This is a genomic window from Pseudotenacibaculum haliotis, from assembly GCF_042684245.1.
Lineage (GTDB): Bacteria > Bacteroidota > Bacteroidia > Flavobacteriales > Flavobacteriaceae > Polaribacter > Polaribacter haliotis_A.
This window is the reverse complement of the sequence record NZ_JBHULH010000003.1, coordinates 125,102-148,309: the sequence shown is the minus strand read 5'-3', so window position 1 is coordinate 148,309 and position 23,208 is coordinate 125,102. Positions and strand designations below refer to the sequence as shown.

General features: G+C 33.0%; 25 protein-coding genes. 15 read left to right on the top strand and 10 right to left on the bottom strand.

Features of this window, described 5'->3' with window-relative positions:
- Positions 1–6: 6 nt before the first annotated feature.
- Genes ACFSRZ_RS06325 through ACFSRZ_RS06310 form a run of 4 tightly spaced genes read left to right on the top strand, consistent with a single transcriptional unit; the run spans position 7 to position 1,560 of the window.
- Positions 7–462: a DUF1801 domain-containing protein gene (locus ACFSRZ_RS06325; protein WP_379665691.1), complete on the top strand. Its 456-nt coding sequence runs from the start codon at positions 7–9 to the stop codon at positions 460–462.
- 3 nt (positions 463–465) lie between these two features.
- Positions 466–852 carry a VOC family protein gene (locus ACFSRZ_RS06320; protein WP_379665690.1) on the top strand — a complete coding sequence of 129 codons (387 nt, stop codon included), beginning with the start codon at positions 466–468 and terminating at the stop codon, positions 850–852.
- Positions 853–882: 30 nt separating this feature from the next.
- Positions 883–1,152, top strand: coding sequence for a TM2 domain-containing protein (locus tag ACFSRZ_RS06315; protein WP_379665689.1), 270 nt, complete (start codon positions 883–885; stop codon positions 1,150–1,152).
- 12 nt (positions 1,153–1,164) lie between these two features.
- Positions 1,165–1,560 (top strand): DoxX family membrane protein, encoded by a 396-nt coding sequence (locus ACFSRZ_RS06310; protein ID WP_379665688.1) that lies wholly within the window; start codon positions 1,165–1,167, stop codon positions 1,558–1,560.
- Between the two features lie 146 nt (positions 1,561–1,706).
- Here ACFSRZ_RS06310 and ACFSRZ_RS06305 read toward each other — a convergent pair whose 3' ends face one another.
- From ACFSRZ_RS06305 to ACFSRZ_RS06290, 4 genes are read right to left on the bottom strand one after another with little or no spacing between them, the layout of a single operon-like run.
- Positions 1,707–2,558: a class I SAM-dependent methyltransferase gene (locus ACFSRZ_RS06305; protein ID WP_379665687.1), complete on the bottom strand. Its 852-nt coding sequence runs from the start codon at positions 2,556–2,558 to the stop codon at positions 1,707–1,709.
- 53 nt (positions 2,559–2,611) lie between these two features.
- On the bottom strand, positions 2,612–4,486 hold the full coding sequence (mnmG, locus tag ACFSRZ_RS06300; protein ID WP_379665686.1) for a tRNA uridine-5-carboxymethylaminomethyl(34) synthesis enzyme MnmG: 1,875 nt from the start codon (positions 4,484–4,486) through the stop codon (positions 2,612–2,614).
- Positions 4,487–4,527: 41 nt separating this feature from the next.
- Positions 4,528–4,941: an rRNA maturation RNase YbeY gene (gene ybeY / locus ACFSRZ_RS06295; protein WP_379665685.1), complete on the bottom strand. Its 414-nt coding sequence runs from the start codon at positions 4,939–4,941 to the stop codon at positions 4,528–4,530.
- Complete coding sequence (locus tag ACFSRZ_RS06290; RefSeq protein WP_379665684.1) at positions 4,938–8,252, bottom strand: DUF4175 family protein; 3,315 nt, start codon at positions 8,250–8,252, stop codon at positions 4,938–4,940. Before ACFSRZ_RS06290 ends, ybeY begins: the two co-directional genes overlap by 4 nt.
- A 114-nt stretch (positions 8,253–8,366) precedes the next feature.
- Here ACFSRZ_RS06290 and gltX point away from each other — a divergent pair, with 114 nt between their 5' ends.
- The 5 genes from gltX to ACFSRZ_RS06265 all read left to right on the top strand — a co-directional run bounded on the left by gltX (position 8,367) and on the right by ACFSRZ_RS06265 (position 12,291).
- The gene (gene gltX / locus ACFSRZ_RS06285) at positions 8,367–9,911 is read left to right on the top strand and encodes a glutamate--tRNA ligase (RefSeq protein ID WP_379665683.1); all 1,545 of its coding nucleotides are present in this window, start codon (positions 8,367–8,369) and stop codon (positions 9,909–9,911) included.
- The gene (locus ACFSRZ_RS06280) at positions 9,908–10,426 is read left to right on the top strand and encodes a hypothetical protein (RefSeq protein ID WP_379665682.1); all 519 of its coding nucleotides are present in this window, start codon (positions 9,908–9,910) and stop codon (positions 10,424–10,426) included. Before gltX ends, ACFSRZ_RS06280 begins: the two co-directional genes overlap by 4 nt.
- Before the next feature lie 107 nt (positions 10,427–10,533).
- A complete protein-coding gene (locus ACFSRZ_RS06275) occupies positions 10,534–11,463 on the top strand; it encodes an SPFH domain-containing protein (protein WP_379665681.1) in 930 nt (309 codons plus the stop codon).
- Complete coding sequence (locus ACFSRZ_RS06270) at positions 11,456–11,971, top strand: hypothetical protein (protein WP_379665680.1); 516 nt, start codon at positions 11,456–11,458, stop codon at positions 11,969–11,971. Before ACFSRZ_RS06275 ends, ACFSRZ_RS06270 begins: the two co-directional genes overlap by 8 nt.
- A 2-nt stretch (positions 11,972–11,973) precedes the next feature.
- The gene (locus ACFSRZ_RS06265) at positions 11,974–12,291 is read left to right on the top strand and encodes a YbjQ family protein (RefSeq protein WP_379665679.1); all 318 of its coding nucleotides are present in this window, start codon (positions 11,974–11,976) and stop codon (positions 12,289–12,291) included.
- Between the two features lie 35 nt (positions 12,292–12,326).
- Here ACFSRZ_RS06265 and ACFSRZ_RS06260 read toward each other — a convergent pair whose 3' ends face one another.
- The 3 genes from ACFSRZ_RS06260 to rnr form a co-directional block, all read right to left on the bottom strand.
- The gene (locus ACFSRZ_RS06260; protein ID WP_379665678.1) at positions 12,327–12,521 is read right to left on the bottom strand and encodes a Sec-independent protein translocase subunit TatA/TatB; all 195 of its coding nucleotides are present in this window, start codon (positions 12,519–12,521) and stop codon (positions 12,327–12,329) included.
- 42 nt (positions 12,522–12,563) lie between these two features.
- A complete protein-coding gene (locus ACFSRZ_RS06255; RefSeq protein ID WP_379665677.1) occupies positions 12,564–13,241 on the bottom strand; it encodes a head GIN domain-containing protein in 678 nt (225 codons plus the stop codon).
- A gap of 93 nt (positions 13,242–13,334) precedes the next feature.
- Positions 13,335–15,530: a ribonuclease R gene (rnr, locus tag ACFSRZ_RS06250; RefSeq protein ID WP_379665676.1), complete on the bottom strand. Its 2,196-nt coding sequence runs from the start codon at positions 15,528–15,530 to the stop codon at positions 13,335–13,337.
- Positions 15,531–15,643: 113 nt separating this feature from the next.
- Here rnr and ACFSRZ_RS06245 point away from each other — a divergent pair, with 113 nt between their 5' ends.
- Positions 15,644–16,588: a diacylglycerol/lipid kinase family protein gene (locus ACFSRZ_RS06245; protein WP_379665675.1), complete on the top strand. Its 945-nt coding sequence runs from the start codon at positions 15,644–15,646 to the stop codon at positions 16,586–16,588.
- Here ACFSRZ_RS06245 and ACFSRZ_RS06240 read toward each other — a convergent pair.
- Entirely contained in the window at positions 16,578–18,059 is a 1,482-nt protein-coding gene (locus tag ACFSRZ_RS06240) for a T9SS type A sorting domain-containing protein (protein WP_379665674.1), read from the bottom strand. The two genes, ACFSRZ_RS06245 and ACFSRZ_RS06240, sit on opposite strands and share 11 nt — an antisense overlap.
- Before the next feature lie 118 nt (positions 18,060–18,177).
- Here ACFSRZ_RS06240 and ACFSRZ_RS06235 point away from each other — a divergent pair, with 118 nt between their 5' ends.
- The 5 genes from ACFSRZ_RS06235 to ACFSRZ_RS06215 all read left to right on the top strand — a co-directional run bounded on the left by ACFSRZ_RS06235 (position 18,178) and on the right by ACFSRZ_RS06215 (position 21,464).
- On the top strand, positions 18,178–18,360 hold the full coding sequence (locus tag ACFSRZ_RS06235; protein WP_379665673.1) for a hypothetical protein: 183 nt from the start codon (positions 18,178–18,180) through the stop codon (positions 18,358–18,360).
- 546 nt (positions 18,361–18,906) lie between these two features.
- A complete protein-coding gene (rpiB, locus tag ACFSRZ_RS06230) occupies positions 18,907–19,338 on the top strand; it encodes a ribose 5-phosphate isomerase B (protein ID WP_379665672.1) in 432 nt (143 codons plus the stop codon).
- Positions 19,338–19,784 carry a GNAT family N-acetyltransferase gene (locus ACFSRZ_RS06225; protein WP_379665671.1) on the top strand — a complete coding sequence of 149 codons (447 nt, stop codon included), beginning with the start codon at positions 19,338–19,340 and terminating at the stop codon, positions 19,782–19,784. Before rpiB ends, ACFSRZ_RS06225 begins: the two co-directional genes overlap by 1 nt.
- A gap of 74 nt (positions 19,785–19,858) precedes the next feature.
- The gene (gene recA / locus ACFSRZ_RS06220; RefSeq protein WP_379665670.1) at positions 19,859–20,866 is read left to right on the top strand and encodes a recombinase RecA; all 1,008 of its coding nucleotides are present in this window, start codon (positions 19,859–19,861) and stop codon (positions 20,864–20,866) included.
- Between the two features lie 58 nt (positions 20,867–20,924).
- Positions 20,925–21,464 carry a GNAT family N-acetyltransferase gene (locus ACFSRZ_RS06215; RefSeq protein ID WP_379665669.1) on the top strand — a complete coding sequence of 180 codons (540 nt, stop codon included), beginning with the start codon at positions 20,925–20,927 and terminating at the stop codon, positions 21,462–21,464.
- Between the two features lie 4 nt (positions 21,465–21,468).
- On the opposite strand, the gene ACFSRZ_RS06210 is transcribed toward ACFSRZ_RS06215, so the two are convergent.
- Together ACFSRZ_RS06210 and ACFSRZ_RS06205 are read right to left on the bottom strand one after the other, a co-directional pair.
- On the bottom strand, positions 21,469–22,557 hold the full coding sequence (locus ACFSRZ_RS06210; protein ID WP_379665668.1) for a serine hydrolase domain-containing protein: 1,089 nt from the start codon (positions 22,555–22,557) through the stop codon (positions 21,469–21,471).
- A 317-nt stretch (positions 22,558–22,874) separates the two neighbouring features.
- Positions 22,875–23,183, bottom strand: a complete 309-nt coding sequence (locus ACFSRZ_RS06205; protein WP_379665667.1) for a helix-turn-helix transcriptional regulator — start codon at positions 23,181–23,183, stop codon at positions 22,875–22,877.
- Positions 23,184–23,208: the final 25 nt, after the last annotated feature.

The following is a 23,208-nucleotide window of genomic DNA, read 5'->3' as shown; positions in this document are numbered from 1 at the left end:
CACAGTATGAAATACGAAGCATCTTCACCAGACGATTATATCAGTCAATTGCCTGAAGAAAGGCAAGAGGTTCTTTCTAAATTAAGAGAAGTGATTAACAAAAATCTACCTAAGGGTTTTGAAGAAACTATGAGTTACGGAATGATTGGTTATGTTGTTCCACATGCAACATATCCCGGAGGTTATCATTGTGATCCCAAACTTCCTTTGCCTTTTATGAACATTGCGTCCCAAAAGAATTTTGTGGCTGTTTATCATTCAGGAGTCTATGCTCAAAAGGAATTATTAGACTGGTTTGTTGCAGAATACCCTAACTATTCTAAGAGAAAATTAGACATGGGGAAAAGTTGTATTCGCTTTAAAAAAATGGATGATATTCCTTATGATCTTATCGGTGAACTAGCAACAAAACTAACTGTAGATCAATGGATTGATATCTACGAAACGAACGTAAAAAGATAATATATGAAAAATAGAGTTACGGGAATCGGAGGCTTGTTCTTTAAGTCTGATGATCCCGGAAAAACAAAAGATTGGTATAAAAAACACTTAGGGTTTAACACAGATGATTGGGGTTGTACTTTTTGGTGGAAAGATACTGACGGAAACAAAGCTTCTACGCAATGGAGTCCGTTCCCTAAAGACACTACATATTTTGCTCCGTCTAAAAAAGAATTCATGTTTAATTACAGGGTAGAAAACCTAGTTGAACTACTTAAAGTTCTTGAAGAAGAGGGTGTGACCATCGTGGGAAAAATGGAGGAATATGATTACGGAAAATTCGGGTGGATCTTAGATGGTGATGGGAACAAAATAGAATTGTGGGAGCCAAAAGATGATGCTTTTTTATAACTTTACTCAACCAACCAATCTAAAAAAAGTATGCGAGTTGTAGACGACCAAGGAAATCCTATTCCTGAGCAACAAAGTAAAAGAGTTCTGGCCGGTGTTTTGGCAATTGTTTTTGGAGAACTCGGTATTCATAAATTCGTTTTGGGGTATACCGCAGAAGGATTAATTCAGATTGCATTAACAATTATTACCTGTGGTATTGCCGGAATTATTGGAATTATAGAAGGTATTATCTATCTAACCAAAACGGACGAAGAATTTATCTATCAATATCAAACTAACAAACGTTCGTGGTTCTAAACCTTTTAACCTATGGATATACTAACTAAATACCCTGCAGAGATCTTAATCTTGTTGTTTTTGATCGTTACTTTTCTTCAATCCGGAATTGATAAGTTGACGGATTGGAAAGGAAATTTGGATTTTATCAAAGATCACTTTAAAAATTCACCATTAAAAAACAGTGTTCCTTTATTATTGGCTGTTATCGTTTTAATAGAAGTTGTTGCTTCCGTTTTTATGATCTATGGAATTTATGAGCTTGTTACTTCTGGAGCAAAAGAATTTGCTTTGTACGGAATTGAATTATCAGCTCTCACATTAATTTTCTTATTAATTGGTCAGCGACTTGCAAAAGATTATGCCGGAGCGATGTCATTGGCAGTTTATTTTATCATTGCTGTTTTTGGAATCACTTTGCTTGTATAAGATTTTCTTATATTAAAAACAAAAAACAATAAGAGTTATTTATTTTAACCTCTTTTTTAAAGCCTTTTTAAGGCTTTTTTTATTTTTTGTAAGGTGATTTTACATTGAGGGCTTAAAAACCGCTTGAAATCTCCTTAAACAGCTTTTTAAGCGTGTTCAAGCTCGTAAATGAGTGAAGAATACTCTTTTGTTTGACTTGCTTTCAAATTTGATTTCAATCCTACCCAAAAAGCTTTCAAATAATTTGATTTTCCTGTTTTGTGTTTTTCACTTAAAAGAGAAACATAAAACGAATCGAACTTCATTGGATGAATCTTAGTTACTTTCATTTGAACAGATTCAAAAAGTCTGTGAATAGACTTTTTTGAAAAATGCCATAGGTGTCTTGGAACATCATAGGCTGCCCAGTATTCTTTATAATAGTTTGCGTCGTAACTTTTATAATTAGGAACTGCTATGATCAGCTTTCCGTTTTTGTTCAGCATTTTTTTAAGCTGTTCTAAACATTCAAACAAATTAGGAACATGTTCTAAAACATGCCACATTGTAATGACATCAAATTTTTTATCAAGAAGATGATCTAAACTTTCGTGAAGTGTCAACCCTTTTTCTTTTGCAATTTCTCGAGCAGTTGCATTTGGTTCTACTCCGGTAACATCAAATTTATTTTCTCTACAGTACAATAAAAAATCTCCATTTCCTGCTCCTATGTCTAAAACAGTTTTATTAGGCTTTCCGTTTTGAAACAATTTTCTTTTTCTTTTGAAGGATTGTTTCTTAACCGTATTGTATAAAAAATTTAGAAATGTTTTCTGTGAATTGTGATGAGATTGGTATTCATCAGATTCGTAGTACTTATCAAGATCAGCCGGAATTGGAGATGTTACCAACATCTCATTTTGTTGATTGAGCATGATCTCATACGTTTCGTTTGAGACCAAATGGTCTTTGCAGTTTAAAAAAGGAACAACCCCCCTATGAAGTTCTTTTTCTTTCATTTGATGAATTTAAACGATGTTCCACATGGAACATTAATTAAAAACCGCAATTCTTACCTTCCCATATGCACTAATAAAACGGAAATATCGCTAGGCGAAACTCCACTAATTCTACTTGCTTGTGAAATGGTTGTTGGTTGAATTTTGGTCAGTTTTTCTCTAGCTTCATAAGACAAAGATTTTACATTGCTGTAATTAAAAGCTTGGGGGATTACAACATTTTCCAATCGATTTAGTTTGTCTGCATTAGCTTTTTCTTTCTCTATGTAGCCAGAGTATTTTAAATGTATTTCTACTTGTTCTATAATAATATGATCAATTTCTTCAGCGGCAATAAACTCTTTTAAAGCTTCTAAGTTTTCAAAATCTGAAAGTGTTAACTGTGGCCTTGCAGCAATCTTATAAAACTTCATAGATTGCTTAATTGGTGTTAAACCTTTCTTCTCTAAAACCGGATTTATTTGTTCTTTAGAAACGCTTGTTTCTTCTAGAAATTGAATTAGTTTGTGTGTTTTTTCTCGCTTCTCAATAACCTTATTCATTCGTTCTTCAGATGCCAACCCTAACTCATAAGAGATTGGTGTTAGTCTCAAATCAGCGTTGTCTTGTCTTAATAAGGTTCTGTATTCAGCTCTTGAAGTAAACATTCTATATGGTTCTTCCGTTCCTTTGGTGATTAAATCATCAATTAAAACTCCTATATAAGCTTCACTTCTTTTTAAAACAAAAGGTTCTTTTTCTTGAACTTTTAATGCTGCATTTACACCCGCCATTAATCCTTGAGCCGCTGCTTCTTCATAACCCGTAGTTCCATTAATTTGTCCGGCAAAGAATAAGTTTTCAATTAGCTTTGTTTCTAAAGAATGCTTTAATTGAGTTGGCGGAAAGTAATCGTATTCGATTGCATATCCGTATCTAAAGAATTTCACATTTTCAAATCCCGGAATTAAACGGATCGCTTTGTCTTGAATATCTTCTGGTAAAGATGTTGAAAATCCATTCACATAAATTTCAACAGTATTCCAACCTTCCGGTTCTACAAAAATTTGATGTCTTTCTTTTGAAGCAAAACGATCGATCTTATCTTCAATAGATGGGCAATATCTTGGTCCTGTAGATTGAATTCTACCATTAAACATTGGTGATCTATCAAAGCCATCTCTTAACAAATCATGAACTTCTTTGTTCGTATAAGTTAAATAGCAAGAACGTTGTTTTGTTAACGGCGAGGTTTCTATATATGAAAAGGTTTCAGGATTATCATCACCAGGTTGTTCATCCATTTTAGAATAGTCAAGAGATCTTCCATCTACTCTTGGAGGTGTTCCTGTTTTCATTCTCCCAGACTCAAATCCTTTAGCAACTAAATCTTCAGTAATTCCGGTTGAAGAACTTTCTCCGGCTCTACCTCCACCAAATGTTTTTTCTCCAATATGGATCAAACCATTCAAAAAAGTTCCGGCAGTAACAATAACTGTTTTGGATTTTATTTCTAAACCAAGGGCTGTTTTTACTCCTACAATTTTATCTCCATCGAAGATTAGTCCGTTCACAGAGTCTTGGTAAAAGTCTAAGTTTTCTGTTTGCTCTAACATGTTTCTCCAAGTCTCAGCAAACATCATTCTGTCTGATTGAGCTCTTGGACTCCACATTGCAGGTCCTTTAGATTTGTTAAGCATTTTGAATTGGATAGCGGTCTTATCTGTAACAATTGCACTATATCCTCCTAATGCGTCAATCTCTCTTACAATTTGACCTTTTGCAATTCCACCCATAGCCGGGTTACAACTCATCTGAGCTATATTCTGCAAGTTCATTGTAATCAACAAAGTCTTTGCTCCCATGTTGGCACTTGCTGCGGCAGCTTCACTTCCGGCATGTCCACCACCTACTACTATTACATCATATGTTGTCTCAAACAAACTCATAATCGTTCCACGTGAAACAAAAAAAATTAAAATATTGATTATCAGTTATTTAACTGTAACAAACATTCGTTTTCTTTGTTTCTCATCTCTTTTTTCTCCTCTTCTGTTTTATCCTTAATTCCTAAATAGTGTAAAACACCATGTATCATTACTCTATGTAACTCATTGTCAAAGGTAACACTAAATTTTTCAGCGTTTTCTTTCACTCGTTCAACAGAAATATAAATATCTCCGCTAATCGTCTTTCCAAGGGTGTAATCAAAACTGATAATATCTGTGTAAGTGTCATGTTGAAGGAACTCAACATTGATCTTATGAAGATACTCATCATCACAAAAAATGTAATTGAGTTCTCCTAGAGTAGATCCTTCATTGGTAACGATCTTCTCTATCCACGAAGAAGCACGTTCTTCATTATCTAATACGAAATCAGTTTCGTAATTAAATTGTATCATTTTGTCCCCTTTTTTGAGAAATACTCTTGTACTTTTTTCTCAAAATTTTCCTGCAAAGGTAATGATTGTCTGTTTAATATTTCTATTTGGTTGTAAAAGCGTTTTTTAAACTGAAGTTCTTTCGCTTTTTTCTTTTGGTAAGCTCTTGTATTGGTGTTGGATTTTCTCTTTTTATCCTTTCCTTGTTCAAATGCTGCTTTGTCTAATTTTAATAGTTCATATTCTAATTGCTGCATTCTTTGTAGTGTTCCTTGATTGAATCCTTTTTCTAGAATTTCGTTTTCCAATTGCTCCATGGTTTTCAATGCTTTTTTCGCATTTCCGGCTCCTTCTCCACCCTCTTTAATTGCGTCTTCCAACTCTTGTCGCAAAGCTTGTTGTTGTTGATATATTCTAAACAGATCACCATTCAATCTTTCGTCTTGGTTTTCGTTTCCTTCTCCTTGTCCGTTATTCTGTTTATTTCCGTTCTTTCCTTGTTTTCCTTCTTGTCCTTTTTGATCTTGTTTTCCTTTGCCTTTTTGCATTCCTTTCTGCATTTGTTCAGAAAGGCCTTGTTGTTTCTGAATCAAATCAGGAAGGCTAAACGATTTTCCTTTTCCCTTACCTTTTCCTGATGAGCTCATGCTATTTTGCATATTGTTGAGCATATCACTTAAAAAGTCAGATAGGTTGTTCGCAGAAGTCATTACATATTGCTGATTGGAAATTCCGCTACTAAACCTGTTCTCGGCAAAATTCTCTAACGATTGTCCTAAGTTATAATGTGCGCTGGAAAGATCTGTTTGAATCTTTGTTGATAGTTGCGGTACTCTCATAGAAAGTACATACAAGCTATCATCAATATGTTCAAAATAGGTTTTGATCTCGTTTTGTTGTTTGATCCTTTTTCCAAAGTCTGGGTGTCTTACTGAAATCTCATCAAACTGATTCATCAAATCTTCTTGCTTAAAAGAAAATGTTACTAGGTTTTCTAAGATTTTCCTTAGATCGTCAATATTCTCATCAAGCGTGTTTGCCTGCATATCTGCCATAGCTTGTTGCATTTGCTGGCTCATCTGCTTCATTTTCTTAGAAGCTTTCTTTTGGTTCTTTTTTGCTTCTCCTTTTTGTTGTTCTTGTAGTTTTTGCTCAGACTTATTCAAATCTTCTTTGGTTTCTTCCTGTTCTTCTTCCATCTCAGGAATTTCCATCGGTTCTTTTAGCTTCTCATTGTCTTTCTGAAGTTCTTTCAACTCTTCCGAGATCTTATCAAATTCTTTGTTAATCTCTTTTTGTTGTTTAAGTGCGTTTTCTTTATTGTTGTTAATGCTATCTTGCTTCTTAGATAATTGATCTAATTTATTGGCAATTTGCATTGTTTTTTCTTCTACGTAATAACGCTTCGTTAACTCTAAAATTCGCTCTAAACTTCTTTCTTGCTGTTTGTTTTCTTGTGAAAGTTGCTTTGCTTTTCTTACCAACTCTTCTTTGTTCAGCTTGTCAGCCATCTTTTGAAGTTCATCCAAAAGCTTCTGTTGTTTGTTTAGTTTTTTGAGCTCGTCTATTCGTTTTTGAAGTTCTTGCTTCTTTTCTTGAAGTGTTTCGTTCTCTTCTTTTCTTTCATCTAAGGTTTCTTGAAGGTTCTCTGTTTGACGCTCCATCATTTGCTTGTACTGCTGTTGCCTTTTGATGAATTCATCAACCTTCTTTTTATCATTCCAATTGATGTCTTTTTTGTTTTGTATCTCCTTTTGAAGTTGATCTAAAGCTTTCTTTTGGTCTTTTTGTTTTTGAATGGACTTCTCTAGATCATTGATTGTATTTCTTTGATCTTCTAAAATCTCTTCATTGATCTCTTCTTCTGATTTTTGTCTATAGCTGAATTTTTTACTGATGGCTTTTTTCTTTCCATTTACTCCATCATTGTCAAAAACACGGAAAAACAATTCATAATCTATCCCTTCTTCTAAATCCAATCCGTCAGGAAATTGGTAAAAGAATGTCTGTATATTTTGTTTATTAATATCAAGTGAAACTGTCTTTTTAATAGCGGGATTGTCTTGATCATAGTAGACCAACTCTAACTTACTAATTCCGTAATCATCCGATATTTGACCTGCAAATTGAGCATCTCCTCTTGAAATACTATCAATATTAGATTGAACCACAATAGAAGGGAATTCATCTTTTACGATCTTAATTGCATAAGGTAATTTTTCATAGTCTTTTAGCTCTTTGTTAGATGAACTTATTTGGTATGAAATGTTCTTACGAATATTCTTTTTGTAACTATAGGTATTGTCTTTGATTTGGTTAAAAGCAAATCTCTTGTTGTTCTCTATAAAAATAACGGAATCTGTTTGATGTGTGCTTACCTCCCATTCTACTTTTGTTCCTTCAGGAACCAACAGGTTTCCGCTATTATCTACAACTTCATCTTTTTTTTGTGTATAAGTAGGATAATCTAAGTTGAGCACTATGTTTTGAATGGTAGGTGTTTTAATTACAGAAAGCGTTTGTGTTTTTGATTTAACATCATTCGCTTCAACATAAAAATCTATCGGTTTGGTAACATTGGTAAACGTAAATACAAAAACACCATTGGTTTTTTCTTGCATAAAATACGTTTGTCCATTGTAAAAGATCTTAGCTTCTTCAGGAACCAAATCACCAATAGTAGTCACGGCAAGAGTAAATGATTTTCCCTGGATTACTTCTAAAACTTCTGTTTCAAACTCGAAGTGAAAAGGAGCAGGAGGTATGTACTCTGTTTTGTAATTAACAACTCGAGAAAAACTGTTAGATAAGTCTTTGCTTGTTCCGCTTACCAAAGAAATGATCCAAATCAACACAGGAATAGACAGATATTTGGCATACTTCACATTCTTCTGAAAATTGATAGCTCTGGTAAATGGTATAGGTTGTAATTCTTTGGCTTTTTGTTCAATACTCGCTAAGATCAATTCTGTTTCGTTATTCTCTCTTTTGAGTTGAAGTATGTTTAAAAGCTTATCTCTTACTTCAGGAAAATAGTCTCCAATGATCTTAGAGGATTGTATTTCTGAAAGTCCTACTTTGAATTTTACTAAGTGTATGATCGGAGTTATGATAAACCTGAATAATAAGTACGCCTCAACTCCAATAAACAACCAAAACAATACTGTTCTTGAAATAGGTTCTAACCATAGAAAGTATTCTATATACACAGTAAAAAGAAAATACAAGAGACCTAATGAGCTAAAGAGAATCGCTCCTTTGATCAACTCATTGGTATAATACTTCTTGTAAAACCCTTCTAATTTTCGTTGTATGTTATTGAATTCCTTCATGAACCTATAAAAATAGCATATTTTGAAGTGTTGTTTTTCAAAATTTATGTTAAAGCTGCTTTCCTTTTATTTCTTGACAGAGAAAAGTATCTTTGCCGCATAAATTGAAGAGGAATGAATTCTAATGTTCGTGTACGTTTTGCACCAAGTCCTACCGGCCCATTGCACATGGGAGGAGTAAGAACTGCTTTGTATAATTATTTGTTTGCTAAAAAACATGGTGGAACTTTTATTTTAAGAATAGAAGATACCGATCAAACTCGTTATGTAGCCAATGCTGAACAATATATTATTGATTCTTTGAATTGGTGTGGAATTCCTTTTGATGAAGGTCCTGCTTCTACATCGCTCAGCACAAGTGGAAAAGGTGATTTTGGTCCTTATCGTCAATCTGAAAGAAAGGATTTATACAAACAATATGCTGATGAATTGATTGCTAATGAACAAGCGTATTATGCTTTTGATACTTCAGAAGAATTGGATGCACATAGAAAGCAACACGAACAAGAAGGAAAAACCTTTATTTACAATTGGCACAACAGAGAAAAAGGTCGTTTGGTAAATTCTTTGGTTTTATCAGAAGAAGAAGTTCAGAAAAGAATTGATTCTGGAGAGAATTATGTGATTCGTTTTAAATCTCCTCAAGATGAAACCATCTTTTTAGAGGATGAAATAAGGGGAACCATCAAAATAGATACAAATACTCTAGATGATAAGGTTTTGTTCAAGTCTGATGGAATGCCTACCTATCACCTAGCAAATATTGTAGATGATCATTTGATGGAGATCAGCCATGTAATCCGTGGCGAAGAGTGGCTACCTTCTCTCCCACTTCACGTACTTTTATATCGTGCTTTTGGATGGGAATCTCCTAAGTTTGCTCATTTGCCATTGATCTTAAAACCTGTTGGAAAAGGAAAATTAAGCAAGCGTGATGGAGATAAGTTAGGTTTTCCTGTATTTCCTTTGGCATATACCAATGAACAAACCAACGAAGTTTCGCGTGGATACAGAGAAGATGGATATTTTGCCGATGCTTTTGTAAATATGTTGTCTTTTTTGGGATGGAACCCGGGAACTGAGCAGGAAATCTTTTCTTTAGAAGAATTGGTTGAAGCATTTGATTTGAAAAGAGTAAGTAAATCAGGAGCAAAGTTTAACCCTGATAAAGCTAAATGGTTCAATCAACAGTATTTACAACAAAAAGAAAATAGTGTTCTCGCAGAAAATTTCCGTTCTTTGTTGGTAGAAAAAGGAATTGAAACAGATTCATCTTATGTAGAGAGAGTAGTTTCTTTGATTAAAGAACGTGCTGTTTTTGTTGCTGATTTCTGGGATTTAGGTGCTTTCTTTTTTGAAACACCTGCCGGATATGATGAAAAAGCAGCAAAAAAACAATGGAAAGAAGGAACTGGCACGTTATTGGATGAATTGAGTAGCGTAATTAATTCTATTGAAGATTTCTCTTCTGCTAATATTGAAACTTTAGTAAAGGAATGGATTACTCAAAAAGAAGTTGGATTTGGTAAAGTAATGCAGCCATTACGATTGAGTTTGGTTGGTGCTTTAAAAGGTCCTCATTTATTTGATATTATAGAGATGATCGGAAAGGAAGAAACCCTTCATCGAATTCAAAAAATTATAAAAGAATTATCATGAAAAAAGTTTTCACATTAATGCTCTTTTTGCTTGTTTGTTTTTCTATGCAAGCACAGTTTATAGGTAGAGGTGTAGATCCTCGTTTAACATCGAGGCAACGTCCGACAAATGATAAACTCCCTGAGTTTAATGTGTTAAAAGCTGTTGGATTGGTTACATACGACTACGAACGTGTAATTAAAAAATCCGGTGTAAAGAAGAACAGTGAAACCGCTAAAAAGGTTAAAAGTATCATCACAAAATTCAATCGTGACTTGAATGGTATCAAGCGTATTAATTCATTTACCATGAATAGTATGAAAACCACTGTTGAAGCTACTCAGAAAAAAGCAGTAAATTCTGGTGATTTTTCCAAAATCTCACAAGTTAAAAAAGACATGGATGCTGCTTTTAAACCTATAATTGAAGCCATTAAAAAGAAAGACGAAGAACTAGATGCTTCGTTAGAAAAAGTGCTTTCTAAAAAGCAATACAAGAAGTGGATCAAGTATAAAACTAAGAAAAAGAAGAAGTAACCTTCTCTATTACAATTTTGTAACGTTTTCTTTTTTTTGCGTCTAGTAATATAGATACGTATTTCTCGTATCTTTATACAACTATTAATTTTTAAAAAAAGAACGTTATGAACCCAACTATGTACATTCTTGGGGCTCTCGCAGTCCTAGTAATTCTTTCTGCTTTCTTTATTGTAAAGCAACAAACCGCTGTTGTTATCGAAACTTTTGGAAAATTCAGTAGTATCAGACAATCTGGTCTGCATATGAAAATTCCTTTAGTACAAAGAATAGCAGGTCGTTTAAGTCTTAAAATTCAACAATTGGATGTGATTGTTGAAACCAAAACCTTAGATGATGTATTTGTAAAACTAAAAGTTTCAGTACAATTTAAAGTAATCAGAGATAAAGTATATGATGCTTTCTATAAACTGGATTATCCACATGATCAAATCACATCTTATGTATTTGATGTAGTTCGTGCAGAGGTGCCAAAAATGAAATTAGACGATGTCTTTGTAAAAAAAGATGATATTGCCATTGCAGTAAAAGCAGAATTGAATGATGCTATGATGGAATACGGTTATGACATCATTAAAACGCTTGTAACGGATATTGATCCTGATGCGCAGGTGAAGGCAGCTATGAACAGAATTAATGCCTCAGAACGTGAGAAAATCGCTGCTCAGTTCGAAGGAGATGCGCAACGTATCTTAATTGTAGAGAAAGCAAAAGCTGAAGCAGAAAGTAAACGTTTACAAGGACAAGGTATTGCTGATCAAAGAAGAGAGATTGCACGTGGATTGGAAGAGTCTGTAGAAGTTTTAAATAAAGTAGGAATCAACTCTCAAGAAGCATCAGCTTTAATTGTTGTTACACAACATTATGATACGTTACAATCTATTGGAGAAGAAACGAATAGTAACTTGATCTTACTTCCTAATTCACCTCAAGCAGGAAGTGATATGTTAAACAATATGGTAGCTAGTTTTACAGCTAGTAATCAAATAGGTGAGGCTATGAAGAAAGCTAAAAATAAAAAGAACACTGATGAATAAGACACTTATAACAGTCTTACTTTTTCTTCTTGTCTCATCACCTTTTTATTCACAAACAAAGAAAGATGCTTTAAAAGACGCTAAAATTGTGGCGAAAGCGACTTTAGAGTTGGATATCAATACTATTTTAGAGCATACCTTTCCTTCTATTTTAGATATTATGGGAGGTAAAGAGAAAGCAAAGAACTTATTAAAAACAACTTTTGATGGTATGATACAACAAGGGTTTGTTTTTGAAAAAGTAGAAGTTGTTTCTGTCTCTGATATTGTAGAAGAGCAAGGTGAACATAGGTGCTATGTAGAGAACTTTAATCAGATGAAAATAGGAGATACTCGAATAAAATCGAAAAGTTTTCTCTTAGGTATTTACGATAAAAAGAATAAAAAATGGTTGTTCTTAGAAGCTGATGAAATGAAAAATAAGGCGCTTTTAGAACAAATATTACCGGGATTTAAAACCAGTTTAAAAATCCCAGAAGACGAAGTAAAAACAGAAAAAATAAATTAAGTATGATTTTATCAACAACAAACAACATCGACGGAAAACCAGTACAAGATTATTTAGGATTGGTTACAGGAGAAACTATTATTGGAGCGAATATCTTTAAAGATATTTTTGCAGGAATCAGAGATATTGTAGGTGGTCGTTCTGGATCTTATGAGCGTGTGTTACGAGAAGCAAAAGACACTGCTCTTAAAGAGATGACAGACAATGCTATGCGAATGGGAGCTGATGCTGTAATAGGTATTGATCTGGATTATGAAACGGTGGGTGCTAATGGAGGAATGTTAATGGTAACAGCCTCCGGAACTGCAGTAAAATTATAAACAACAAAAAACCGAAGATTACTCTTCGGTTTTTTTTATTTCTTTTCTTCTAATTTCTCGTCTTCTTTATCTTCTCTGGAAGCTTTCTTGAATTCCTTAATTCCTCCACCTAGTCCTTTCATCAACTCAGGAATCTTTCTTCCTCCAAATAATAATAGAATTGCTAAAGCAATGATCAACCAAGATCCTCCACTTGGCATTCCTAATAAAAACATGTTTAACGCTGTCATTTCAATGTTGTTTTATGCTGCAAAGATACAAAAACCAATCAATTAATCTACTTGCTTAATGATTCCTCCTGCAACCTTTTTGTCTTTGATCACTTCTGGATTCCCTTTGTAAAAGATAGATCCTCCAAAACTAACTTTAGCGTTTAAGGTTTCTCCGGCAGAAACTTCTGCTTTAGCTCCCGATCCGGCTCTTATAGAAGTATTATCTGAAACAGTTAAACCATATCCGTGATAAATACCGTAAAGATCTACATCAATATCTTGGTTTTTAGAACTACCAGTTAGTTTGATAATACCTCCTGAAGAAGATTTTACCTTCAAATGCTTAGTTTTGATCACTAAGTTTATAAATGCTCTTTCTTGAGATTTTACCTCTAATTGTTGTTGTTCTATATTATTTCCGGTAATGGTAGCACCTTCATTTCCATCAATAATCTTGATAGGTTTATTATAATATAACTTCACATTTACCTTGCCGTCTGCAGACAGATCCGGGAATTTTAATGTGAGTTTCAAAACATTGTTAGAGTTCTTTACTTTTACTTTTTCTGCTTTTTCTCCGGTAATTTCTATTTTTTGCTCATCAGATTTGATCAACTCAACTTCAATTCCGTTATAAACTTTTAACTTATCAAAATCTCCTAATTGTTTTGTAACAGTTGTTTGGGAGATTAATATACTACTGGAAAAAATAGCTATAACAAACAATAATCTTTTCATGAGTTCTGGTTTTGGTTAGGGAAACTTTCAATAATTATACCATTATAAAGACAAAGTTGGCAATTTATTGTAGCAGTTAGGGTTAAATTATACTTAATCTTCGATCAAATCGAAGTCTAAATGTTTTCTTTCTAAATCTGTGTGTTTTACTTTCACAATAACTTCATCACCTAATTGATACATATGCTTTGTAGATTGTCCAACAATCGCAAATTGTTTTTCATCAAAAATATAATAATCACTCTTAATATCTCTAATTCTCACCATTCCTTCACATTTATTAGATACAATCTCTACATAGATTCCCCATTCAGTAACTCCAGAAATAACTCCCGGGAATTCCTGATCTCTGTGATCTTCCATATATTTTACTTGCATATACTTAATGGAATCTCTTTCAGCTTTTGCTGCCAATTCCTCCATTTTTGATGAATGTTTACATTTTACTTCATAATCTTCTGCTTTCGGAGAATTTCCTTCATCTAAATAGTGTTGTAACAAACGATGTGTCATTACATCCGGATAACGTCTAATTGGAGAGGTAAAGTGCGAATAATAATCAAATGCCAAACCATAATGTCCAATATTCATTGTTGTATAAGCAGCTTTACTCATAGAACGTATTGCTAAAGTTTCTACCATGTTGGATTCTGCTTTTCCGTGAACATCTTTTAACAACTGATTTAAACTTTCTGTTGTACTCTCTCGTGTTTGTGTATTTAGTTTGTAACCAAACTTAAAAACGATGTTTTGTAATGCTGCTAATTTTTCTACATCCGGTTCGTCATGCACACGATATACAAAAGTTTTGTTGGTAGGTCCTCTCCTACCTTTTCCAATAAACTCAGCTACTTTTCTATTGGCTAACAACATAAATTCTTCAATTAATTTGTTAGCATCTTTTGCTTCTTTAAAATATACTCCGGTTGGATTTAAGTGTTCATTTAAATGGAACTTTACTTCTATTCTATCAAAAGAAATTGCTCCTGATTTCATTCGTTTTTGACGAAGAATTTTAGCTAATTCATCTAGTTTTAAAACAGCTTCTACTATGTTTTCATCTACTTCATATGTTTCTCCTGTTAATGAAACATTTTCTGGAACAATATTATTTTTATTTTCAATAATTGCCTGTGCTTCTTCGTAAGCAAAACGCTTATCAGAATAGGTAACTGTTCTTCCAAACCATTGATCTACAATTTCTGCTTTTTCATTTATTTCAAAGACAGCAGAAAAGGTAAGTTTCTCTTCATTAGGTCGTAAAGAACACACTCCGTTAGATAGCATTTCCGGTAACATAGGTACTACCCTATCTACTAAATATACAGATGTAGCTCTGTCATATGCTTCTTTATCCAATTCTGTTCCCGGTTGAACATAATGAGATACATCTGCAATATGAATTCCTACTTCATAATTTCCATTTTCGAGTTTGGTAAAAGATAAAGCATCATCAAAATCTTTAGCATCTTTTGGGTCAATCGTAAATGTAAGATCTGATCGCATATCTCTTCTCTTTGAAATTTCCTCTTTCGTGATCTCTACAGACAATTTAGAAGCATCGTCTTCTACATGTTTAGGAAACTCATAAGGAAGTCCGTATTCTAATAAAATCGAATGGATTTCTGTATCATGATCTCCAGGTTTTCCTAATACTTGAGTGATTTTACCAAACGGATTTTTAGAGTTATCCGGCCAATCTGTTAGTTTCGCTACAACCTTATCACCATGCTCAGCTCCATTAATTTTGCTTTTTGCTATGAAGAAATCAACAGGAATTCGTTCATTATCCGGTAAAACAAATCCAAAGTTCTTACTCATTTGAAGCGTTCCTACAAATTCTACTTTAGATCTCTCTAGGATCTCTACAACATCTGCTTCTAATTTGTTACTTCTTTTTCTCTTATACACATATACACGAACTGTATCTTCATGCAGTGCTTTGCCTAAGTTTACAGAAGGAATGAAGATATCAGCTTCAAAATCATCACAAATGAAATAAGCATTTCCGGTTCTGGTTACATCTACAGTACCAATAAAATATTTTCTGTCTTCATTGATCTGATATTTTCCTCTATCAATTTCTTTGATCTTTTTGTTAGCTTTAAGTTCTGCTAATTTTTTAAGTATTTGGGTTTTACCATCTGTATCGGTAACACCCATTTTTGCTGCAATTTGTTTGTAATTATAAAATTTACTACTGTCTTCATTCAGGATCTTAAAGATATTTCTGGTTAGATCTTTAATTACCTTTCCTTTTTTCTTGTACATTTTTTTCTTTCTACTCATATATCTTTCTTCTTTATATATTGTGTACAAAGTACAAATTAATCTTTGTCTGTAATTATTAAGAAACAGTTATGATTCTATTTTGTACTTTGCTTGCTTAATTATTCATTTTTATGTCTCTTAAAGAGAATTCTCACACATCTTCTTCCTGGTTTCTTATTGTAAATCCTAATTCTGGAGTTCGTAATTTTTCAAAAGCTTGGAATCGTATTCAGCAAATTTTAAAACACAAGGAGATAGATTTCTCTTTTTCATTAACTCAACATTCTAAACACGAGATTTCTCTTGTTCAGGAATCTTTAAAACGAGGCTTTAGGAAAATCATATCTGTAGGTGGAGATGGAACCCTACATCATGTTGTGAATGGAATTATGACGCAAAGATATGTAAAAACTTCAGAAATAAAACTAGGTGTTATTCCAATGGGAACCGGAAATGACTGGATTAAGACCTATCAAATTCCAAATTCTATTGAAAAATCTATTGATGTTTTAGTTGAAGATCATACTGAATATCAAGATATTGGATTGATCAATCATACAAATAATCAAAAAGAATATTACATCAATGTTGCCGGTATTGGCTATGACGGATATGTTGTTAATAAGTTGAATTCTTTAAAGAAATTTGGACCTATTGCATACTTATTAAGTGGTTTGTATGGATTGTTGTTCTATAAAAAGACATCTTATCAGATCAAAATCAACGATCAACTCATTGAAGAAAAGTGTTTGATGGTCTTATTTGGACTTTGTCAATATTCCGGAGGTGGAATGCAAATGACTCAAGATCCGGATCCTAAAGATGGACTATTAGACATAACCATTGCAAAGAACTTCTCTTTTTTTGATCTGGTTTTTAACTTACCTAAACTATACAACGGTCAAATAGTCAACCATAAAAAAGTGATTAATTACAAAGCTACTTCTTTAGAAATACAAGAAAATAAAGAGCAACATTCTTATATTGAGGCAGATGGAGAATTGCTAGGAAAAGGATCTTTAAACGTATCTATTATACCTAATGCAATACAAATTATAATTCCAGCTACTCAATAATCAACTTATGCTTAAAAATTCCTAAATCTGTATATACTTTAACAAAGTAAATACCTGATGATAAATCGTGAATACTAGTGTTTATATCTGTCGATGTTTTCACTAATTGACCTAATTGATTATATATTTTTGCTTTTTGTAATTGAATTCCTTCCTTTAGTTGAATGGTAAACTCATTATTTGTTGGGTTAGGATAAAAAATGGTTTCTTGTAATGATAGATCGTTTGTTGATAATATTTCTGCTATACTATATACTCCAACATAACCGGTATTAGGTGCACTACTATCATCATCATGAGGCGCACCAACAGCAACAATAGAACCATCGGAACTTAAACTCACAGAAGTACCTGCTGTTGAATCAAAATTACCAACTATATTCATTCCTAATTGCTCCCATATTTCTAATGTATTATTATATCTGTAAATTTTAACTTGACCTCTTAAACCATTACTTCCTCTAGCACCAATAGCTACAATAGAACCGTTAGAAGATAAACTTACTGAAACTCCTGAATCATCTACAGCAAATTCACCATCTATATCATTTCCTAGTTGTTCCCAATCTCCTGAATTAGAATCATATCCATAAATTCTAACATGACCAGAACTTGGTCCACTTCCGTTATTAAAAGGTGCTCCAATAGCCACAATAGAACCATCTGACGATAAGCTTACAGAATAACCCGAATCATCATTACTAGACTCGCCAGGAATCGTAGAACCTTGTTGTTCCCATACATCAGTGTTTGTATTATAAGTATATATTTGAACTAATCCAGAACGAGAACCACCTTCAATTCCTGATATTGCACCTATTGCTAATGTATGCCCATCTGAAGACAAGCTTACTGAAAAGCCAAATCTACTTGAGTTTCCAATTATTATATCTGAACCTAATTGCTCCCAAATACTAGTATTGGTATTGTAAGAAAACACATTTACTTTTCCATTATCTATATTATGAAAAGGTGCTCCGATAGCTACTATAGTGCCATCTGAATTTAAACTTACCGAATGTCCAGATTGATCTCCGCTTGATGCACCATTTATATCATTTCCTAATTGTTCCCATGTATTGTTATTAGTATTGTATGAATACGTACGAACTAGCCCCTCGTTATTTGAACCATTAAAACGCTCACCAATTGCTAAAATAGAGCCATCATTTGATAGATTTACAGAATATCCTGCTTGATTGCCTGCTGCCGCTCCTAAAATATCATTTCCATGTTGCTCCCAGCTTAGTGTACCGTTATTAAACTTGTACACACGAATAAGGCCTGCATCTTGACCATTCATATCATTTAAAGGAGACCCTATAGCTACAATGGTGCCATCTGAACTTAAGCTTACAGAATATCCAGATTCATCACCACCAGAAACTCCAGTTATGTTATTTCCTAACTGGGTTTGACTAAAAATATTTAAAGTTGTGAAGAGAATACCACAAAGTAATAGTTTTTTCATATAATTTTTTAGTTGAATTGATTTGCAAAGAAAGGTTAATAAAGTTAAAAAAATCTTAAGAAAATTGTAACGATTGTTAAAATACGTCGTCTTTACTATAAGAAACAATCTCTTTTAAGTGAAAGACTTACGTAAAATAATAGCTCTATTTATCTTCATCTTTGTTGTAGGAACAGCAATTACTATTGCTTCTATTAACAACAAATTAGAGCAAAAGAACACTATAGAGACGGTTGAAATTTCCAAAGACTCTACAGATTCAACCCAATCAAAAGACAACAAGGATAAAAAAGCAGTTTAATCAAACAACGGTTTTATCAACGTTATTAACATTCTTATTTATTATAATCTTTTTCTTCTTTTTTTAAAATTTAAATATGATTGTTATTATAGATTGTGAATATTCACAATAAAAACTGAGTTATATTTTTTGATTTGTTACTTATTAAAAAAGGTTCACAGGTTATGAATATGGTAATGTCTTAGAAATCAAAGAAATTTTTAGGTTATTAACAAAAGTTATAAACATCAATAAACAGCTTTTTTTGAATTTCTTATTTGTTGTTAACTGTAAATAAATTGTAAATTTTATGTTGATAAATGTTCATTAAAAAAGAAAAAAACTTGTTGCATATCTAAAAGAAACTGTGGTATTGTAATTAATTTCTAGAAAATCAAATTTATTTTTAAAAATTTACTGATAGTTCTTAACATTAAGATAAAACTTATTAAAAGCTTCTATTTGAACAGGTTATTAAGAAAATGAAAAAAATGAATTTTTAAACCTGTTAATAACGGAGGCTATTTGTATTTTTGTAAGCAACAACACAATTAAAACCAACACATTATGAAGATTTCCATAGGAAATGATCACGCAGGAACAGATTATAAGTTTGCAATTGTAAAATTATTAGAATCAAAAGGGATTCAAGTTGAAAACTACGGAACCGATTCTTTTGATAGTGTAGACTATCCGGATTTTGTACACCCGGTAGCCAAAGATATTGTTGAAAAACGCTCAGATTTTGGAATTTTAATCTGTGGAAGCGCCAATGGTGTGGCCATGACAGCCAATAAATACCAAGAAGTAAGAGCCGGTTTGTGTTGGACAAAAGAAATTGTTGAATTGATAAGACAACACAACAACGCAAATATCTTATGTATTCCTGCACGATTTACTGCAATACCTCAAGCACTTCAAATGGTAGAAACCTTTTTAGCAACAGAATTTGAAGGAGGTAGACATCAAAACAGAGTCAATAAAATTCCCGCTTGTTAATGGTAAAATTTACAGTCAAAATATTTGACGAATTAACAGCTGTTGAAATGTATGAAATGCTCCGATTACGTTCTGAGGTTTTCGTAGTAGAACAAGACTGTGTATATCAAGATATAGACAACAAAGATCAAAAAGCATATCACGTATTAGGATATAAAGAGGATATCTTGGTGGCTTATTCTAGAATATTCGATTCCGGTTACTATTTTAATCTTCCTAGTATTGGAAGAATTGTTGTAAAAGAAGATGAGAGAAAATACAAATATGGGCACGAATTGGTAGCGCATTCTATTGATTACATTCAGCAGAACTTTACAGAAAAAAATATTTTAATCTCAGCACAAACATATTTGAGAAAATTCTACAATTCTCACGGCTTTCAACAGCAAGGAGAAGGGTATTTAGAAGATGGAATTCCTCATATTAAAATGTTGAGAACTTCATAAGTACCACATCAAAATATTACTTGTTTTTCGTACCTTGCTATCTCGTATTTTTAATTTAAAAAAGAGCATAGAACATGTCAACAGATAAAGAAAAACAAGCCAAACTCAAAGCGTTGCAATTAACTTTAGATAAGCTAGATAAGACTTATGGAAAGGGAGCTGTAATGAAAATGGGTGATAGTGTTGTAGAAGATGTAGAAGCTATTTCATCCGGATCTTTAGGATTGGATTTGGCTTTAGGAGTAGGAGGATATCCAAGAGGAAGAATTATTGAAATTTACGGACCGGAATCATCGGGTAAAACAACGTTGACATTACATGCTATTGCTGAAGCTCAAAAAGCAGGAGGAATTGCTGCTTTTGTTGATGCAGAACACGCTTTCGATCGTTTTTATGCTGAAAGTTTAGGTGTTGATATTGATAACTTGATCATTTCGCAACCAGACCATGGAGAACAAGCCTTAGAAATTGCTGATAACTTAATCCGTTCCGGAGCTATTGATATTGTAGTGATCGACTCGGTTGCTGCCTTAACACCAAAATCGGAAATCGAAGGAGAAATGGGAGATTCTAAAATGGGATTACACGCTCGTTTAATGTCTCAAGCCTTAAGAAAGTTAACAGGAACTATTAGCAAGACCAACTGTACCGTAATTTTCATCAACCAATTGCGTGAAAAGATTGGAGTGATGTTTGGAAACCCGGAAACTACAACAGGAGGTAATGCATTAAAATTCTATGCGTCTGTTCGTTTAGATATCAGAAGAAGAACTCAGATCAAAGATGGAGATCGTGTGATAGGAAACTCTACCAAGGTAAAAGTGGTAAAAAACAAAGTAGCACCACCATTCCAAACGGCAGAATTTGACATCATGTACGGAGCCGGAATCTCTAAAGTAGGAGAGGTGTTAGATATTGGAGTAGATCTAGGTATTATCAAGAAAAGCGGTTCTTGGTTTAGTTATGGAGAAACCAAACTAGGGCAGGGAAGAGATGCTGTAAAAAGCTTGATCAAAGACAACCCGGAACTAATGGAAGAGTTGGAAGGAAAGATCAAAGAAGCTATCGATAATCAAGAATAACTAATAAGCATTAAACTTATAAAACAAAGGCTGTTAATGTGAATTAGCAGCTTTTTTTATGATACAAGTATCAGAAAATATCAACCTAAAAGAGATTACACTAAAAGATCATCAAACATTGTATGATCTTATGTGTCGTATCTATCCACCGGCCTATATCAACTATTGGGAAGACAATGGAGAATGGTATGTGAACGATCTGTATAATAGTAAAAACCTACAGAAGGAATTAGAAGATACCAACGCCGATTATTACTTTGTTGTTTTAGATGATAAGATCATTGGTATTCTTCGTGTTGTATGGAATTTAGATACACACTATCAAGAAGATAAAAACTATGTAAAATTACATAGACTTTATTTAGACCAAACCATACAAAACAAAGGAATAGGCTATCAACTTATGATTTGGTTGATTAATAGTGCTACTAAAAAAGGCTACAAAAAACTGTGGTTAGAAGTGATGGAAAAACAAGATCAAGCACTTTACTTTTACCAAAAATTAGACTTCAAAGAAGTAGATAAAGTATTTATAGAATTTCCGTTGGTATACAAAGAATACAGAGGAATGTATAAGATGGTAAAAACCTTGAATTGATCCGTTAATGACGGAATAAAGTTGGTAATAAAACATCTTTCATAATCACAAAAGGAATTTTATCTTCTTGAGAATTATAAGCACTTCCTGTAAAAACAGCAATCATATTTATCTCGTGAAAAATAAGGATATACTGCCCGCCATTTCCGGTTGCTGCAGTAGAAAGATGTAGTTTATCTTTTACAAAGAAAGGAAGCTTCCACCACAAATACCCGTAATTAATTCCGGTGATGGTAGTCTTAGGTGAGATAGATTTTTCTACCCATTTTTGAGAAACAACTCGAGCTTCTTTCCACATTCCTTTGTTTAAGATCAATTGCCCGATCTTAGCCATATCACGAGGAGTCATATTCAATCGTTTTCCGGAAGCAATCACCTTTTTTTCGGAAGTATGTCCCCAACTTACATTTTCTATACCAAGTGGGGCAAACAAATACTTATCTGCAAACTCATCGATGCTCATTCCGGATGCCTGACTAATGATCTCAGCAAGAATTACTACACCCATAGAACAATAGTTAGACACCTCTCCAGGGTTATTTACCATAGGAAGATCTAAGGTGTACTGAATCCAATCTTTTTTCTTGTATACTCTATCTTCTTGTCCTTTCGACTTTCTATCCCAATCATTACATTCCAGTCCGGTAGACATAGTAATCAAATTAGCAATAGTAATATCAGCTTTACGGGGATCTAATTTCTTTTTTGGTTGATGTGTTTTCAGGTACTTAGAAATAGGATCATTTACATCATCAATAAATCCTTTATCAAGAGCAATTCCCAACAGGATAGAACGAATACTTTTAGAAGTAGATCTTAGATCTTGTTGTTGATCTATAGAACGCTTGTTAAAATACTCCTCAAGAATAAGCACATTGTCTTTTACCAATAAAACACTATTGATCTTATGCTTTGCATTATACAGCTGTTGAAAAAGTTGATAAATTTTTGAAGTATCTACCTTTTGAAACCAAGAACCGTCAGTTTTCCATCCATCACCGGTTTCTTTTGGAGCAGAATATTGATAGCTTTTTTGCCCATAGATAAACAGGCAACAAAAGACTGATAATAAGAGAGTAACCCGTTTTTTCATAAGAACTTTCAACAAATTGAGGACATGTTGATTTCTCTAAAGTTAATCAATATTATGGAACTTTCTTACAAACGAGAGAGATAAGTAATAAAAAAAACGGCGTAAAACACTACTTTTTTAACGATCTAATAGTACCAATAGTAGGAAATAGAAAAAACAAGAATACCAATTAAAAGAATACCAATTCCTAAAAACCGAAGAGATTTAGATTTAATAATAAAGCTATTGATCGTAAAAATAAGACCCAAAACAAGGCCAACAAAAGAGAAGAACAAACCAACAAAAAAGACGAGGTTTTTAATCATTCTGTTAGAGACTTAGATATCTAAACCAAGTTTAGATTGTACAAAATCTATAAGCTTAAACTTACTGCTTACGTTTAATTTCTTTAAAATACTTTTATTAATAAGATTATCAATTGCCGGACGATTACGATCTAGCTCATCGGCAATTTCTCGATTGGTTTTTCTTTCTAAGATCTTCTCTATAACAAGAATTTCATAGTTAGAAATTAGATAAATATCTTTTAAAACATGTATGCTAACTTCATCAGGCTTCAGCTTTTGTAGAGTCTCTTTTAACAGAGCATCTTTTTCCTGAAAATAGTTTTCTTTTTTATTTGTCATATCGTTTTTATCAAGAATAAAGACT

Excerpts from the sequence above, each read along its gene's own strand:
- ACFSRZ_RS06325 (WP_379665691.1), top strand. The coding sequence starts at position 7 with ATGAAATACGAAGCATCTTCACCAGACGATTATATCAGTCAATTGCCT.
- ACFSRZ_RS06320 (WP_379665690.1), top strand. The coding sequence starts at position 466 with ATGAAAAATAGAGTTACGGGAATCGGAGGCTTGTTCTTTAAGTCTGAT.
- ACFSRZ_RS06315 (WP_379665689.1), top strand. The coding sequence starts at position 883 with ATGCGAGTTGTAGACGACCAAGGAAATCCTATTCCTGAGCAACAAAGT.
- ACFSRZ_RS06310 (WP_379665688.1), top strand. The coding sequence starts at position 1,165 with ATGGATATACTAACTAAATACCCTGCAGAGATCTTAATCTTGTTGTTT.
- ACFSRZ_RS06305 (WP_379665687.1), bottom strand. The coding sequence starts at position 2,558 with ATGAAAGAAAAAGAACTTCATAGGGGGGTTGTTCCTTTTTTAAACTGC.
- mnmG (WP_379665686.1), bottom strand. The coding sequence starts at position 4,486 with ATGAGTTTGTTTGAGACAACATATGATGTAATAGTAGTAGGTGGTGGA.
- ybeY (WP_379665685.1), bottom strand. The coding sequence starts at position 4,941 with ATGATACAATTTAATTACGAAACTGATTTCGTATTAGATAATGAAGAA.
- ACFSRZ_RS06290 (WP_379665684.1), bottom strand. The coding sequence starts at position 8,252 with ATGAAGGAATTCAATAACATACAACGAAAATTAGAAGGGTTTTACAAG.
- gltX (WP_379665683.1), top strand. The coding sequence starts at position 8,367 with ATGAATTCTAATGTTCGTGTACGTTTTGCACCAAGTCCTACCGGCCCA.
- ACFSRZ_RS06280 (WP_379665682.1), top strand. The coding sequence starts at position 9,908 with ATGAAAAAAGTTTTCACATTAATGCTCTTTTTGCTTGTTTGTTTTTCT.
- ACFSRZ_RS06275 (WP_379665681.1), top strand. The coding sequence starts at position 10,534 with ATGAACCCAACTATGTACATTCTTGGGGCTCTCGCAGTCCTAGTAATT.
- ACFSRZ_RS06270 (WP_379665680.1), top strand. The coding sequence starts at position 11,456 with ATGAATAAGACACTTATAACAGTCTTACTTTTTCTTCTTGTCTCATCA.
- ACFSRZ_RS06265 (WP_379665679.1), top strand. The coding sequence starts at position 11,974 with ATGATTTTATCAACAACAAACAACATCGACGGAAAACCAGTACAAGAT.
- ACFSRZ_RS06260 (WP_379665678.1), bottom strand. The coding sequence starts at position 12,521 with ATGACAGCGTTAAACATGTTTTTATTAGGAATGCCAAGTGGAGGATCT.
- ACFSRZ_RS06255 (WP_379665677.1), bottom strand. The coding sequence starts at position 13,241 with ATGAAAAGATTATTGTTTGTTATAGCTATTTTTTCCAGTAGTATATTA.
- rnr (WP_379665676.1), bottom strand. The coding sequence starts at position 15,530 with ATGAGTAGAAAGAAAAAAATGTACAAGAAAAAAGGAAAGGTAATTAAA.
- ACFSRZ_RS06245 (WP_379665675.1), top strand. The coding sequence starts at position 15,644 with ATGTCTCTTAAAGAGAATTCTCACACATCTTCTTCCTGGTTTCTTATT.
- ACFSRZ_RS06240 (WP_379665674.1), bottom strand. The coding sequence starts at position 18,059 with ATGAAAAAACTATTACTTTGTGGTATTCTCTTCACAACTTTAAATATT.
- rpiB (WP_379665672.1), top strand. The coding sequence starts at position 18,907 with ATGAAGATTTCCATAGGAAATGATCACGCAGGAACAGATTATAAGTTT.
- ACFSRZ_RS06225 (WP_379665671.1), top strand. The coding sequence starts at position 19,338 with ATGGTAAAATTTACAGTCAAAATATTTGACGAATTAACAGCTGTTGAA.
- recA (WP_379665670.1), top strand. The coding sequence starts at position 19,859 with ATGTCAACAGATAAAGAAAAACAAGCCAAACTCAAAGCGTTGCAATTA.
- ACFSRZ_RS06215 (WP_379665669.1), top strand. The coding sequence starts at position 20,925 with ATGATACAAGTATCAGAAAATATCAACCTAAAAGAGATTACACTAAAA.
- ACFSRZ_RS06210 (WP_379665668.1), bottom strand. The coding sequence starts at position 22,557 with ATGAAAAAACGGGTTACTCTCTTATTATCAGTCTTTTGTTGCCTGTTT.
- ACFSRZ_RS06205 (WP_379665667.1), bottom strand. The coding sequence starts at position 23,183 with ATGACAAATAAAAAAGAAAACTATTTTCAGGAAAAAGATGCTCTGTTA.